The organism is Rhodococcus sp. T9N (assembly GCF_024436645.1).
Taxonomy (GTDB): Bacteria; Actinomycetota; Actinomycetes; order Mycobacteriales; family Mycobacteriaceae; genus Rhodococcus_F; species Rhodococcus_F qingshengii.
This window is the reverse complement of the sequence record NZ_JAMSKS010000019.1, coordinates 16,607-30,481: the sequence shown is the minus strand read 5'-3', so window position 1 is coordinate 30,481 and position 13,875 is coordinate 16,607. Positions and strand designations below refer to the sequence as shown.

General features: G+C 63.7%; 13 protein-coding genes. 3 read left to right on the top strand and 10 right to left on the bottom strand.

What is annotated here, in order from left to right; genetic code table 11:
* Nucleotides 1–94: 94 nt before the first annotated feature.
* Together M1L53_RS25400 and M1L53_RS25395 are read left to right on the top strand one after the other, a co-directional pair.
* Nucleotides 95–1,513 (top strand): amidase, encoded by a 1,419-nt coding sequence (locus M1L53_RS25400; protein ID WP_050654651.1) that lies wholly within the window; start codon nucleotides 95–97, stop codon nucleotides 1,511–1,513.
* A gap of 4 nt (nucleotides 1,514–1,517) precedes the next feature.
* Nucleotides 1,518–2,069, top strand: a complete 552-nt coding sequence (locus M1L53_RS25395; RefSeq protein WP_054187676.1) for a TetR/AcrR family transcriptional regulator — start codon at nucleotides 1,518–1,520, stop codon at nucleotides 2,067–2,069.
* On the opposite strand, the gene era is transcribed toward M1L53_RS25395, so the two are convergent.
* The 5 genes from era to M1L53_RS25370 form a co-directional block, all read right to left on the bottom strand.
* Nucleotides 2,066–2,983 carry a GTPase Era gene (gene era, locus M1L53_RS25390; protein ID WP_003944451.1) on the bottom strand — a complete coding sequence of 306 codons (918 nt, stop codon included), beginning with the start codon at nucleotides 2,981–2,983 and terminating at the stop codon, nucleotides 2,066–2,068. The two genes, M1L53_RS25395 and era, sit on opposite strands and share 4 nt — an antisense overlap.
* A gap of 24 nt (nucleotides 2,984–3,007) precedes the next feature.
* Complete coding sequence (locus tag M1L53_RS25385) at nucleotides 3,008–4,312, bottom strand: hemolysin family protein (RefSeq protein WP_003944509.1); 1,305 nt, start codon at nucleotides 4,310–4,312, stop codon at nucleotides 3,008–3,010.
* Between the two features lie 21 nt (nucleotides 4,313–4,333).
* Nucleotides 4,334–4,876, bottom strand: coding sequence for an rRNA maturation RNase YbeY (gene ybeY / locus M1L53_RS25380; protein ID WP_003944525.1), 543 nt, complete (start codon nucleotides 4,874–4,876; stop codon nucleotides 4,334–4,336).
* A gap of 48 nt (nucleotides 4,877–4,924) precedes the next feature.
* Nucleotides 4,925–6,013, bottom strand: coding sequence for a PhoH family protein (locus tag M1L53_RS25375; RefSeq protein ID WP_003944580.1), 1,089 nt, complete (start codon nucleotides 6,011–6,013; stop codon nucleotides 4,925–4,927).
* 112 nt (nucleotides 6,014–6,125) lie between these two features.
* Nucleotides 6,126–6,821, bottom strand: a complete 696-nt coding sequence (locus M1L53_RS25370) for a TetR/AcrR family transcriptional regulator (RefSeq protein WP_083471188.1) — start codon at nucleotides 6,819–6,821, stop codon at nucleotides 6,126–6,128.
* Between the two features lie 128 nt (nucleotides 6,822–6,949).
* On the opposite strand from M1L53_RS25370, the gene M1L53_RS25365 reads away from it, so the two are divergent.
* On the top strand, nucleotides 6,950–8,554 hold the full coding sequence (locus tag M1L53_RS25365; RefSeq protein ID WP_054187677.1) for an MFS transporter: 1,605 nt from the start codon (nucleotides 6,950–6,952) through the stop codon (nucleotides 8,552–8,554).
* Here M1L53_RS25365 and M1L53_RS25360 read toward each other — a convergent pair.
* From M1L53_RS25360 to hrcA, 5 genes are all read right to left on the bottom strand, one after another.
* Complete coding sequence (locus tag M1L53_RS25360; protein WP_050654648.1) at nucleotides 8,546–9,322, bottom strand: S9 family peptidase; 777 nt, start codon at nucleotides 9,320–9,322, stop codon at nucleotides 8,546–8,548. The two genes, M1L53_RS25365 and M1L53_RS25360, sit on opposite strands and share 9 nt — an antisense overlap.
* Nucleotides 9,323–9,336: 14 nt before the next feature.
* Nucleotides 9,337–10,575: an Ig-like domain-containing protein gene (locus M1L53_RS25355; RefSeq protein ID WP_054187678.1), complete on the bottom strand. Its 1,239-nt coding sequence runs from the start codon at nucleotides 10,573–10,575 to the stop codon at nucleotides 9,337–9,339.
* Between the two features lie 123 nt (nucleotides 10,576–10,698).
* Nucleotides 10,699–11,460, bottom strand: a complete 762-nt coding sequence (locus M1L53_RS25350) for a 16S rRNA (uracil(1498)-N(3))-methyltransferase (protein ID WP_003944495.1) — start codon at nucleotides 11,458–11,460, stop codon at nucleotides 10,699–10,701.
* A 2-nt stretch (nucleotides 11,461–11,462) separates the two neighbouring features.
* Nucleotides 11,463–12,614, bottom strand: coding sequence for a molecular chaperone DnaJ (dnaJ, locus tag M1L53_RS25345; RefSeq protein WP_003944460.1), 1,152 nt, complete (start codon nucleotides 12,612–12,614; stop codon nucleotides 11,463–11,465).
* Nucleotides 12,615–12,694: 80 nt separating this feature from the next.
* A complete protein-coding gene (hrcA, locus tag M1L53_RS25340) occupies nucleotides 12,695–13,738 on the bottom strand; it encodes a heat-inducible transcriptional repressor HrcA (RefSeq protein ID WP_003944583.1) in 1,044 nt (347 codons plus the stop codon).
* Nucleotides 13,739–13,875: the final 137 nt, after the last annotated feature.

The window sequence follows — 13,875 nt, the reverse complement described above, 5'->3', positions numbered from 1 at the left end:
GCGTCTTGACGCGATCTTGACGCGAAACCGAAGTTCACTAATACTGAAACAAGTTACTGTTCGTTCGAACGAACAGTTTTGCGAAGGGAACCTGATGACTTCTCGAACCGACCACGATCTCGCCCCCGGTCTTGTCGACCAGGTTGCGAGTCTGGCCTCGGGCGCTACCTCGTCCGTCGCGGCCACCGAGGCAACGCTGAGCCGGATCGAGGCCACTCAGCCTCACCTCAATGCGTTCAAGATCGTGCGGCGCGAGAAGGCACTCGAGGAAGCTGCCGAGGCCGACAGACGTCTCGCACGCGGCGAGCGTCTGCCGCTGCTCGGTGTGCCGATCGCAGTGAAGGACGACGTCGACATCACCGGCGAACCCACGGCCTTCGGTTGCCCTGGCGATTTCCCGGCCAAGACCGAGGACTCGGAGATGATTCGACGCCTCCGCGACGCCGGCGCAGTGATCGTGGGCAAGACCAACAGTCCGGAATTGGGCCAGTGGCCGCTCACGAGCGGTTCAGCCTTCGGTTACACGCGCAATCCGTGGTCGCGTCACCACACTCCAGGCGGATCGTCGGGCGGCACCGCCGCGGCCGTCGCCGCCGGATTGGTCAGCGCCGGAATCGGTTCCGACGGTGCCGGTTCCATCCGAATCCCTGCGGCCTGGACCAACCTCGTCGGAATCAAACCGCAGCGCGGGCGCATCTCAACCTGGCCCGACGCCGAAGCGTTCTACGGCCTGACGGTCAACGGACCGCTCGCTCGCACCGTCGCCGACGCGGCACTGCTGCTCGACGTCGCTGCCGGCAACCATGACGGCGACCTCCACAAGCCGACACCGGTCACCGTCAGCGACGCGGTGGGACGCGACCCCGGAAAACTGAAAATCGCGCTTTCCCTTCGCAATCCGTTCACCGCCACTCCCGTGAAGCTGGACCCGGAAGTGCGCCTGGCCGTGCATTCGATCGCCGACACGCTGCGGGAGCTCGGACACCACGTCGTCGTCGACGATCCCGCATACGGCCTGATCTTCGGCCTGAACTTTCTGCCCCGCTCGCTCGTCGGGGTCCACGACTGGCTCGGACGCGTTCCCGACCCGACACTCGTCGATGCCAGAACACGCGGAAATGCACAGAACGGCAAGCTACTTCGCGGCGCACCTCTGCGCGCGGCCCGCGCAGCCGAGCCGCGGATGCGAAAGCGGATCGGAGCGATCTTCGACACCTACGACGTCGTCCTGGCACCCACGACGGCAACTCCACCGATCATGGCGACCGCGATCGACGGCATCGGTGGCTGGGACACCGACAAGGTCATGACCGGCGCCTGCCCCTACGCGTGGCCGTGGAACGTCCTCGGCTGGCCCTCGGTCAACGTACCGGCCGGATTCAGCAACACCGGCCTTCCCATCGGTGCGCAGTTGATGGGCAACGAGAACACCGAACCTCTGTTGGTCTCCCTCGCTTCACAATTGGAATCGGTCCTGCGTTGGGATCAGGTCCGCCCCGAGCCGTGGTGGTGACTCGATGAGTAACCGGGACGTCCGCGCGCGAATACTCGACGCCGTTCTGCACGTCGTCGGTACCGACGGCATCCCGGGTGTGAGCAACCGGCGCATCGCCGCGCAGGCCGGCGTCTCACTCGGATCGATCACGTATCACTTCGCCAGCCAGTCGGACATGCTCCGCGCTGCTCTGTCTCGTTTCGTGACAGACGAGACGACGCGCCTGCGCGCCTTGGCCGAGGAGTACCGCGACAAAGGTCTGAGCGTCGAGGACGCCGCGGCAATAGCCGAAAAGGTGACGCGAGATCTTTCGTTCTCGGCCGAGCGGATCGCGCCGTTCGAGATGTACATCGCCGCCGGGCGCGACCACGAACTCCACGGAGTCGCCGTCGAATGCTTCGCCGCCTACGACGATTTGACCGTCACGATTCTGACGGCACTCGGTGTACCTGATCCGGAGTCGATTGCATCGACGCTCGTCGCCGTCATCACCGGGCTCCAACTCCGACGCCTGGCCACCGGTGTCGACGAGCAGGACATCGGCGCGGCGATCCTCAGGGTCCTCCGGCCCTAGAAGCCCAGCCGGCCGAGCTGCTTCGGGTCGCGCTGCCAGTCCTTGGCGACCTTGACGTGCAGCTCCAGGAAGATCCGCACACCGAGCAGCTTCTCGATCTGCAGGCGCGCACTGGTACCGACTTCCCGCAGACGCGCCCCGCCCTTACCGATGACGATGCCCTTCTGACTGGGCCGCTCGACGTAGAGCAACGCATGCACGTCGAGCATCTCGCCCTGCTTCTCGGTGCGACCCTCACGCGGGATGACCTCCTCGATCACCACAGCCAGAGAGTGCGGCAATTCTTCGCCGAGCCCCTCGAGCGCAGCCTCACGGATCAGTTCGGCCATGAGCACCTCTTCGGGCTCGTCCGTCAATTCGCCGTCCGGGTAGAAGGCCGGGCCCTCGTCCATCAGACCGGCGAGGACGTCGACCAGGATCTCGACCTGTTCACCCGACTTCGCGGACACCGGAACGACCTCGGATTCGGGGCCGAGCAGGGTGGACAGCGCGAGCAACTGCTTTCCGACGGCGTCGCGGCTGACCTTGTCGATCTTGGTCACGATGCCGACAAGCTTGGTCTTGGGCGCCATCTGACGGACCTGCTGCACGATCCAGCGGTCTCCGGGCCCGATGGCCTCGTCAGCCGGGATGCACAGGCAGATGACGTCGACCTCGGAGTACGTGTCGCGAACCAAGTCATTGAGGCGCTGCCCGAGCAAAGTGCGGGGCTTGTGCAGTCCAGGGGTGTCGACCAGGATCAGCTGCGCATGCTCGCGGTGAACGATGCCGCGAATCGTGTGGCGCGTCGTCTGCGGGCGCGAGGACGTGATCGCGATCTTGCTGCCGACCAACGCGTTGGTCAGCGTGGACTTGCCCGTATTGGGTCGACCCACGAAACACACGAAGCCTGACCGGAATTCGTTCTTGCTCATAACTGCTCCTCGCTGAACTCTCGCTCAGTCATCGGTGTCTTCTGTCTCTTCGTCTTCGGACGGCGGGATGCGCTGCACGAACACCGTGCTGATGCGTACCCGGCCTCGGCCCGTATTGGTTCCCTCGCCGCGCAGGATCAAACCGTCGTACTCCACTTCGGAACCGGGAAGTGGCACTCGGCCGAGTACGTATCCGATCAGCCCGCCGACGGTCTCCACCTCGTCGAGTTCGAGTTCGAGATCGAACAATTCACCGAGGTCTTCGATGGGAAGTCTCGCGGATACGCGGAACATTCCGTCACCGAGATCCTCGATGGGCGGCGTCTCGTCCTCGTCGTACTCGTCGGCGATCTCACCGACGATCTCTTCGATGACGTCCTCGATCGTGACGAGCCCGGCGATTCCGCCGTACTCGTCGACGAGTATCGCCATGTGGTTGCGGTCGCGCTGCATCTCGGCCAGCAAGCTGTCGAGCGGCTTCGAGTCGGGAACGAAGACGGCGGGCCGCATGACGTCGCAGACGTTGACGTTCCGGCCGCCGTCGGGCAGGTGGTAGGTCTGCTTGACCAGATCCTTGAGGTAGACGACACCGAGCACGTCGTCGACGTTCTCCCCGATGACCGGCAGGCGCGAGTGACCACTGCGGACGGCCAACGACGTTGCCTGCCCGGCATTCTTGTCGTTCTCGATCCACACCATGTCGGTGCGGGGCACCATCACCTCGCGCGCCGACGTGTCTCCGAGTTCGAAGACGGACTGGATCATTCGGCGTTCTTCGTCGGCCACGACGCCGCGTTCCTGCGCCATGTCCACGAGTTCACGCAACTCGATTTCCGACGCGAACGGGCCGTTGCGGAAGCCCTTACCCGGGGTCAATGCGTTACCCACGAGGATCAGGACGCGACTGATCGGCCCGAGCAGAACCCCGATCCACAGCAGTGGCAGCGACGCGGCCATCGCGATGGAGTACGCATGTTGGCGCCCAAGCGTTCTCGGTCCGACGCCGATGACCACGTACGAGACGAGAACCATGATCACCGCGGTGACGGTCAGTGCCCAGCCCAGCGAGAGGACGTCGATCAGGCCGCCCACGAGTACGACGGTGGCCGTGATCTCGCACAAAATGCGAAGCAGGACCATCAGATTCACGTATCGCGGACGATCGGTCAGGATGCGTTGCACTCGCGCGGCGCCGGCTCGCTCTTCCTTTGCCATTTCGTCGATCCGCGCCGACGAAATGGTGTTGAGCGCCGAGTCGACGGCCGCGAAGACACCACCGACCGGGACAAGAGCAATCGCCAGAACAAAGAGCGCTATGGCGCTACTCACTACAGAACCCCCGGATAACTGTTATCGGTCCACTCCGTCGACGAAACCGGTCTTACCGAGCAGCTTCTGATCGCGTTCGGCCAGTGCTGCTTCGCGGTCGATACGGCGAAGGTCTTCGTACCACTCTTCGAGGAGGCTGTTCTGCAAGCCGAACATCTCCTTCTCCTCTTCCGGCTCCGCATGGTCGTAGCCGAGAAGGTGCAACACACCGTGGACGGTCAGGAGGGCAAGTTCGTGAGCCAGTGAATGCCCGGCCTTGTCAGCCTGATCCGCGGCAAAAGACGGACACAGCACGATGTCGCCGAGCATCGACGGCCCCGGCTCGGGGGAATCGGGACGGCCACCCGGCTCGAGTTCGTCCATCGGGAACGACATGACGTCGGTCGGACCCGGCAGGTCCATCCAGCGAACGTGCAGATCCGCCATCGTCGCGGAGTCGACGAGAACCATCGACAGCTCGGCCGCCGGATGGACATCCATCCGAGCGATCACGAAACGGGCAACGCTGATCAACTCCGGTTCGGAGATGTCCATGCCCGATTCGTTCGAGACCTCGATGCTCATGTGCGACGCTCTTTCCTGGGAAAAGTAGGGGTTGATGCGTCGCTCAGCCTACCGTCGCGGTGAATGAGCATGTGCAGCGCGGCGCTGCGCCCGGTTTCCGACCGCCAACTCGCCGGACCGATCCGATTCGTGACGCTCGTAAGCGTCGACGATGTGAGAGACCAGCCGATGACGTACGACGTCGCTGCTGTCGAGAGTGGCGAAATGAATATCGTCGATCCCGGTGAGGATTTCGGATGCCGCGCGCAGACCCGAACGGGCCCCGCCCGGCAGATCGACCTGGGTCACGTCTCCGGTGACCACGATCTTGGAACCGAACCCGAGGCGGGTCAGGAACATCTTCATCTGCTCGGCCGTGGTGTTCTGCGCTTCGTCCAAGATGATGAAGGCGTCGTTGAGCGTCCGGCCACGCATGTAGGCGAGCGGAGCGACCTCGATGACTCCGGCCTGCATCAACTTCGGAATCGCCTCGGGATCCATCATGTCGTGCAATGCGTCGTGCAGCGGGCGGAGATACGGATCGATCTTCTCGTGCAGCGTGCCGGGCAGAAAGCCCAGTCGCTCCCCGGCCTCGACTGCCGGCCTGGTCAAGATGATCCGAGAGACCTGCTTGGCCTGCAACGCCTGAACGGCCTTGGCCATGGCGAGGTAGGTCTTGCCGGTACCGGCCGGGCCGACTCCGAACACGATGGTGTTCTCGTCGATGGCGTCGACGTAGCGTTTCTGGTTGAGGGTCTTCGGCCGAATCGTCTTGCCCCGACGCGAAAGAATGTCGAGGGAGAGCACCTCGGCCGGAGACTCGCCGACCTCGTTGGTGAGCATGCCGATGGTTCGTCGAACAGCGTCCGGGGCAATGGGCTGCCCTCGACCGGCCAGCGACGCCAATTCACTGAACACACGTTCTGCCAGCGCCACGTCTGCAGCCGTCCCCGACAAGGAGATGGTTCCGCCACGTACATGAATGTCGGCACGAAGCTCACGTTCGATCGCGGTGAGATTCTCGTCCGTCGCCCCCAGGATTTGACGCACGGTCTCCGGCGCCAGATCCATACTCGAACGGACGGTGCGCTCTGCGGGCAGAGCGCGCTCGGTGATGGTGGTTACACGGTTCCCGTCGAGTTCACTGTGTTCACTCACGTGGTGAATATGGCCTGCTTTCTGGTCCGATCAGCCCACTCGACTCGTGAGCCTCGATACTTCGAAGTCTAGCGCCAGAGTCGGACACGGCCCACTTGTTAATCGTCCCGGCCTAATCCTCGCGGCGACCGGGTGGCAGCGATTCGCGGATCCATTCCGACGCTTCGGTGACGATCTCGGAGCTTCTGTCCGGACTGATACCCGCGATGACCAGGCACACGGCGGCAAAGGATTCGCCCGAGTCCGTGATGAGCCCACTGTTGGCCTGATCGAACAAAGTGATCGTGATCGCCTCGGTCATCGCTACCAGAGTCTCGGCCGGCAGGTATTTCGAGAAGGTTCCGTCACGCTGACCGCGCTCGACGACGCTGATACTCACGGCGCGCGCGGGCTCCATCAGATCGAGAATCCGCTGCTCCCCCAACTCTTTGCGAGCAAAGCTGAGCAGCATCCGGAAGCGATCACCGACCGGCCATGACAGCAATGCCAGTACGGCAGTCGCCAGATCCGGGCGCTCGGGCGGCTCGCCGGCTTGGCTCAGCGCAGCTACGAGATCGGTCGACGCCTCGTCCACGATGCCGTTGATCAGCGCCTCTCGGCTGTCGAAATGCGCGTACACGGTTCGCCTGACCACACCGGCGGCCTTTGCGACGTCGTCCATGCTCGCATCCGGATCAGCAGCGAACGCCGTGATCGCCGCCTCGATGATGCGATTGCGATTGGCCGCGGCCTGACTACGACGCTGCCGTCCGCCCGATTCGGCAGTTCCCGAAACGACTGTGCCCGAATGCGTCAATGCGCGTTCCACCTCTTTCGACTGCCCAACTGTGATCTAGGTCAATCATAGTTGCACATCGGTGTGCAAGTTATTAACTTACACATCAGTGTGCAAATAGATCGAGGAGTGTCTTCGATCATCAGGAACGGAGTCGCGTCATGACGACACTCATGAGCAAACCTGTCTCGGAGATGGACCAGCCGTACTCACGGCGGTGGGCCGCGCTCGGGGTGTTGTGCCTGAGTCTGCTGATCGTCGTGATGGCGAATACCGCGCTGATCGTCGCGGCGCCGGACATGACCAGAGACCTCGGCCTCACCAGCACGCAACTTCAATGGGTCATCGACGGCTACACCGTTCCCTACGCCGCATTGATGCTGCTGTTCGGCGTGATCGGTGACAAGTACAGTCGCCGCGGCGCACTTCTCGCCGGACTCGCCGTGTTCGCCGGCGGCGCCGTCTTCGGCAGCATCGCGGACACCACCAACGCCGTCATCGCGGCACGAATGATCATGGGCGTCGGCGCCGCGATCATCATGCCCGCGACGCTTTCGCTTCTGGTCGCTACCTTTCCCAAAGCGGAGCGATCACGCGCCATCGCGGCGTGGGCGGCGACATCGGGTCTCGCGATTGCACTCGGTCCGCTGTTGGCCGGATGGATTCTCGACAGTCATTCCTGGAGCATCACTTTCCTGATCAACGTCCCGATCGCCGCAGTCGCTGCCGTCGCCGCCGTAATTCTGGTGCCGCCGAGCAAGGCCGAGCACCTGGGCCGGATCGACTGGATCGGCGGCGCACTCTCGGTGGTCACCATCGGCTCGCTCGTGTACTCGATCATCAACGGATTCCACTTCGGGTGGACCGGCGGACCAATCGGTGCCGCCGTACTCGCTGCGATCGGCCTCGTCTCGTTCGTCGTCTGGGAACTGCGTCACCCGCAGCCACTACTCGACGTCCGTAAACTCGGCCAGCGAATGGTCGGCGGCGCGACGCTCGCCGTACTTCTGCTGTTCCTGGCCGCCTTCGGCGCCATCTACTTCATCTCACAGCAATTCCAGTTCATCCTCGGCTACGGCGCACTCGAAACCGGTGTTCGTCTGCTGCCCTTGGCAATTGCCGTTTCGATCGGCGCCGTTGTCAGTGGGCGGATCACTCCGCTGATCGGCGTCCGGGCATCCATCGTCGGCGGCATGGTGGTCGCCGCGATCGGCGTTCTGATTCTCACGCAGGTCGACGGCGATTCGGGCTACTGGATGTTCGCAGTCCCACTGATCCTGCTCGGCCTGGGCATCGGTCTCAGCGAACCGCCGGCCACCGACGCCATCATGGACAACTTCTCCGAGGACGATCTCGGTGCTGCGGGTGGCCTCAACGACACCGCCATCGAACTCGGCGGCTCGCTGGGTATCGCGATCCTCGGCTCGATCCTCGCTGCGAGCTACAAGGATTCGATTGCCGGATTCATCGATGGAATGCAGGTTCCGCAGTTGACGGGCGAACTTGCGCAACAGGCCGCGTACGCGATGGAGGTGTCGGGCGAATCCGTCGGCGGCGCTTCGTTGGTCGCCGAAGAGATGGCAGGCAACCCGTTGGCTGCAGCTCAGGCAGGGCCGTTGCTCGACGCCGCAGGCAGTGCCTACGCCGACGCGATTTCGGCGGCCAGTTGGGCGGGCGGTCTTGCACTGTTCGTGGGGGCAGTTGTCGTGGCGTTCATCCTGCCGGGCAAGAAGGCCCCTGTGGAAGTGGACCCCGCGTCAGTCTGACGTGCTCGGAGCGAGCGGGTCTTCGGCGAGAACCAACTCGCGGGAGACCCGCCACGACTCGGTTGAGGGTGAGAGAAATGCGTCGTGTCCTTCGCCCTCGATCACACGCAGTGACACGGGATCACCAGCCGCTTCCGCGGCTTTCGCGTACCGGGAGCTCACCTTGGCCGGCACCTGCAGGTCCTCCGCACCCGTAACGCACACAACGGGGACGCCGATCGGCAATCGATGCTGCGGCGACGCACTGCGATACAGATCCGGGTCCGCGTCGAACGGAACGCCGAACAGATCCTCGATGAAGCTGATCCGTCGTCCACGCTCGCCTGCCGACGCCAGATCGAGTGCGGCCGCCTGGGCGATGACCCGTTCAGGCCGGGTGAACGTGTCCTTCTCCCCCGCCAGCCACACTGCAAGATGTCCTCCGGCCGAATGCCCGAGCAAGCGAATCTGATTCAGATCCAATTCGGCCGAGGACTTCGCGGCAACCAGTCCGGGGATTTCGTCGTATGCCGTTTTCACGTCGGCGGACATCTCCGGCCAACCACCGCCCGCCCCGAGACGGCGGTATTCGATGTTCCACACCGCGACGCCGTGCCGCGCGAGTTCGACAGCAAATGCGGTGCCCAGAGTCAATCCGTACTGCCCGCTCCAGAAGCCGCCGTGGATCTGCATGACGACCGGGATCGGGCCGTCAACGACTCCGTCGGGAACGTAGAGATGCCCGAACTGCTGCTCGTGTCGGCCGTACGGAATCTTGAATCGAGGCACCGAGGAAATCTATCTCAGGCGAGGGCGCTGCCTGCGGCCCAGTCTGCCCAGGAAAGGGTCCAGTCGCCGTTCTGCCACACCTCCAGCGGAGCGCCGCCGGTGTTCTTGATCTCGACGACATCTCCCGGCTGCGAGAAATCGAAGAACCATTTGGCATTGGCCGCACTGAGATTGAGGCAACCGTGCGAGGTGTCGGTGTTTCCCTGCGCCCAGACGGTGCTCTCCAACTCGTGAAGATAGATACCGTCCGTGCTGATGCGGGTGGCCCAGTTGATGGATTCCTTGTAGCCCAGGCGCGAGTTGATCGGCAGACCGTAGGTCGACGAATCCATGATGACGGGATTTGCCTTGTCCATCACGGTGTACGTGCCGGGCTGGGTCCAGAACGAGAGCGTCGTGCCGCCGATCGTCTCGGTGCCGCCCATTCCCATCGAGGTCGGCATTTCCTTGATCACCTGACCGTTTTCGTAGACGGTCACCATCTTGGTGTTGTCGTCGGCGACCGAGACGTGGGAGTCGCCGATCTTGAAGGACACGGTGTCGTCCTGCTGGCCGTACAGTCCGTTGCCGAGCTGCTTGCCGTAGATGTTCGCGTTCACCGAGACCGTCGTGCCTGGTGCGTAGTAGTTCTGCGGTCGCCAGTGAACGTTCTGACCGTCGACCCAGTACCACGATCCCTGTACGGGCGGATTGGTTGTGACCAGCAGAGACTTCTCGGCCGCGGCCTTGTCACCGATCAACTCGTCGAAATGAACGGCGACGACGGTGCCGACACCGTACGTGCCACCGTCCGATATCGAGGCGCCACCGGTGGTGTTGATGTACGCCCGGGTCTGGTTACTCGGCGCGACGGTGGTCAGCGTCGTGTTCTTGGTCGTGGCAACACCATTCGCGTCGACGACGTCGACGACCAGCTTGTAAGTCTTGCCGTATCCGAGTGGTTCGCTCGGTTTCCAGGACGTCTTGTCCGGCGTGGTGATACCGGCGACTTCCTTACCCTCGGGATTGGTCAGCGCGACGGTCGTCAGTGTTCCCTTCGCGACCTGGACCTCGATGGGGTCGAGTGGACTCACCGGAGTTCCGCCGTCCGCCGGTGTGACGGTGACGAGCGCCTCGCTGGTCGGGGTAGTGGTGACGGCGCTGCTGGAGGAACCCGTGTTGTCTCCGGTGGAGACCGTGCACCCCGCGACGAGCATCAACGCCGCCGCGGCACACACCGCTCCAACGATTCGCATATGCGCACGTGACAACATCTGGCCTCCTGAAATCCCCGAACCAACTCACGCCGAAGGCGACCCCCGACGTCCTTACGATAGTGCGCAAATCTGACACTTCGCTGAGCGCCGGATCCGATTCAGCTCGGGATCACAACAAGATCAGTGCAGTGGCCGTGGTCCCCAGCGATCGGTCAGCACTCCGATCGCGCCCAGAGCAACAGCCCCGGCGGTCGACGTGCGCAGGACCGTCGGGCCGAGAAGCACCGGAGTGGCCCCGGCCTCCGACAACGCGCTGATCTCCGAATCGTCGAGCCCACCTTCGGGACCGACAACCAGAAATACCTCGTCCGCGCTCGCCAGCGGCAAACCGGCCAACGGCGTCGTCGCCGATTCGTGAAGCACCGCAACCACAGCGCCACGGGCAACGGCGTCACGAACCAACGCGATCACCGCCGGCGTCTTGTGCAGTTCCGCAATTTCCGGGACGAACGCGCGTCTGGACTGCTTTGCCGCAGACACTGCCGCACTTCGCCAGCGTGCGACGCCCTTGGCGAGCTTGGGGCCCTCCCACTTGGCGACACAACGCAAGGACTGCCACGGGATCACCGCGTCGATCCCCGCCTCGGTCGCCAGTTCGACGGCCAACTCGGAACGCTCGGCCTTGGGAAGTGCCTGAACGAGGGTCACCAACGGCTTGGGCTGCTCGAGAACCTGAACGTCACTGACCAACAGTTCCAGGCGGTCCTTGCCGACGCTCGTCACCTCGGCGTCGGCCACCCGGCCACGGCCGTCGGCCAACACCAATCGCTCGCCGACGCCGATCCGGCGGACAGTGGCCGCGTGGCGACCCTCCTGTCCGTCCAGAACTGCGATTTCACCGACGCCGGGAACCGGGTCGAGAAAGAAGACCGTTGCGGCCACCGTCAGCGGCCGCTGAATGCTTCGCGAAGACGCGAGAACAATCCACCGCTGTTCTGCGAGGCCGTCGAGACAACCTCGGCCTCGTCACGATCGCGGAGCAGCTTGAATTCCTTGAGCAGCTTGGACTGCTTGTGATCGAGACGGCTCGGGATGACCACCTCGAGGTGAGCGTGCACGTCGCCGCGCACTCCCGACCGCAGTTTCGGCATGCCATGACCGCGAAGAACAGCAACGTGTCCGGGCTGGGTGCCTGGCTCGATGGTGATTTCCTTGGGGCCGTCGATGATGGTGTCGACGGTGACAGTCGTACCGAGCGCTGCGTCGACCATCGGAACGCGGATCGTGCAGTGCAGGTCTTCACCGTCTCGAACGAAGACGTCGTGCTGCTGCTCGACGATCTCGACGTAGAGGTCGCCGGGGTGTCCGCCGCCCGGGCCCACTTCACCCTGCGCGGTCAAACGGATACGCATGCCACCGGCGACGCCCGCGGGAACCTTCACGGTGATGTCACGCTTGGCCCGAACTCGGCCGTCGCCGCCACACTTGTGGCAGGGATCCGGGATGGTCTCACCGGCACCGCGGCACGTCGGGCAGGGACGCGAGGTCATGACCTGACCGAGGAACGAGCGCTGGATGGATTGAACTTCGCCGGCACCGTTGCAGGTCTCACAGCGGACAGGCTTGGAGTCGCCGTTGGTTCCGGCTCCGGTGCAGCTGTCGCACAGAATGGCCGTCTCGACGGTCACGTGCTTGCTGACTCCCGTCGCACATTCTGCGAGGGTCAGCTTGGTGCGAAGCAACGAGTCGGCTCCGGGCTGAACGCGACCGCGCGGCCCACGACCTGCGCCGCCACCGCCGCCGAAGAATGCTTCGAAGACGTCGCCGAGGCCGCCGCCACCGAATCCGCCGCCGAAGCCACCACCGCCGCCACCACCGGACTCGAGCGGGTCTCCGCCGAGATCGACGATGCGACGCTTCTCCGGGTCGGTCAGGACCTCGTAGGCCGTCGAGATCTCCTTGAACTTGGCCTGCGCCGCCTCGTCAGGGTTGACGTCCGGGTGCAGTTCGCGTGCCAGCTTGCGGTAAGCGCGCTTGAGCTCCTGGTCTGTCGCGTTCTTGTCGACGCCGAGCAATCCGTAGTAATCCCGTGCCACGTTGAGTCTCTCGTCCTTCTCTTACTTCTAGGTTTTCCTCAGTCCTCGCGAGGAGGCGTGCCGACGAATGTCGACGTCCGTCATCGCTCGGAGAGAACTTCGCCGATGTATCTGGCAACGGCGGCAACCGATGCAATTGTTCCCGGATAGTCCATCCGAGTGGGTCCGAGCACACCGACACCACCGAAAACGGTACCGGCCGCGCCGTAGCCAGTCGAAATCACGGAGGTTCCGCGCATCTGTTCGACCTGCGTCTCTTCACCGATCTGAACGGTGACCGTGCCGGAGTTCTGCGTCGCAGCGAGCAGTTTGAGGACCACTACCTGCTCTTCCAGTGCTTCGAGCACTGCGCGCAGCGAACCGGGGAAGCCGGCCAGACCGGAGAAATCGGCGGCGTTGCGCGTGAGATTCGAGGTTCCGCCCAGAACGAGGCGATCTTCCGGATGCTCGACCAGGGTCTCGACCAGAACCGTTGCCGAGCGGATCACGGCGTCGCGAAGGTCGGCCGGAGACTCGTCGGCCAGTTCCGCCACGGCAATCGACGCGGCGGCCAGGCGCTTTCCTTCCAGTGCTCCGCCGAGAAGCGTGCGCAACCGGGAAAGGTCTTCGTCTTCGAGGACGTCTCCGAGTTCGACGATTCGCTGATCGACGCGGCCGGAATCGGTGATGAGAACGAGAAGCAGGCGCGCCGGCGTCAAAGCGACCACCTCGAGGTGGCGAACCGACGACGCGGACAGCGACGGGTACTGGACAACCGCGACCTGACGGGTCAGTTGCGCGAGCAGTCGCACACCACGACGCAGAACGTCGTCGAGGTCGACACCCGACTCCAAGAACTCGAGGATCGCTCGACGCTCGGGCCCGGACATGGGCTTGACGTCGGCGATGCGATCGACGAATTCGCGGTATCCCTTGTCGGTGGGGACGCGGCCGGAACTGGTGTGCGGTTGGGCGATGTAGCCCTCGGCCTCGAGGAATGCCATGTCGTTGCGCACAGTGGCGCTCGACACTCCGAGGTTGTGACGCTCGACCAGTGCCTTGGATCCCACCGGGTCCTGGGTGGAGACGTAATCGGCCACGATTGCACGTAAGACCTCGAAACGCCTGTCGTCGGTACTCGACATCGTTGCCACCTCCGTTTCCTGAAAAGAACGAACGCCGACATTTACACATCGGTTTCCACTGGCAGTCTAATCGCCCGAGCGCCAGAGACGGCTGTTGCCCTTACTGTGGAGTGAGATCGGCGAAAGGTCGATCGCAC

Coding starts and splice junctions, on each gene's coding strand:
- M1L53_RS25355 (WP_054187678.1), bottom strand. CDS start 10,575: ATGTTGTCACGTGCGCATATGCGAATCGTTGGAGCGGTGTGTGCCGCG.
- hrcA (WP_003944583.1), bottom strand. CDS start 13,738: ATGTCGAGTACCGACGACAGGCGTTTCGAGGTCTTACGTGCAATCGTG.
- M1L53_RS25400 (WP_050654651.1), top strand. CDS start 95: ATGACTTCTCGAACCGACCACGATCTCGCCCCCGGTCTTGTCGACCAG.
- ybeY (WP_003944525.1), bottom strand. CDS start 4,876: ATGAGCATCGAGGTCTCGAACGAATCGGGCATGGACATCTCCGAACCG.
- M1L53_RS25395 (WP_054187676.1), top strand. CDS start 1,518: ATGAGTAACCGGGACGTCCGCGCGCGAATACTCGACGCCGTTCTGCAC.
- era (WP_003944451.1), bottom strand. CDS start 2,983: ATGAGCAAGAACGAATTCCGGTCAGGCTTCGTGTGTTTCGTGGGTCGA.
- M1L53_RS25365 (WP_054187677.1), top strand. CDS start 6,950: ATGACGACACTCATGAGCAAACCTGTCTCGGAGATGGACCAGCCGTAC.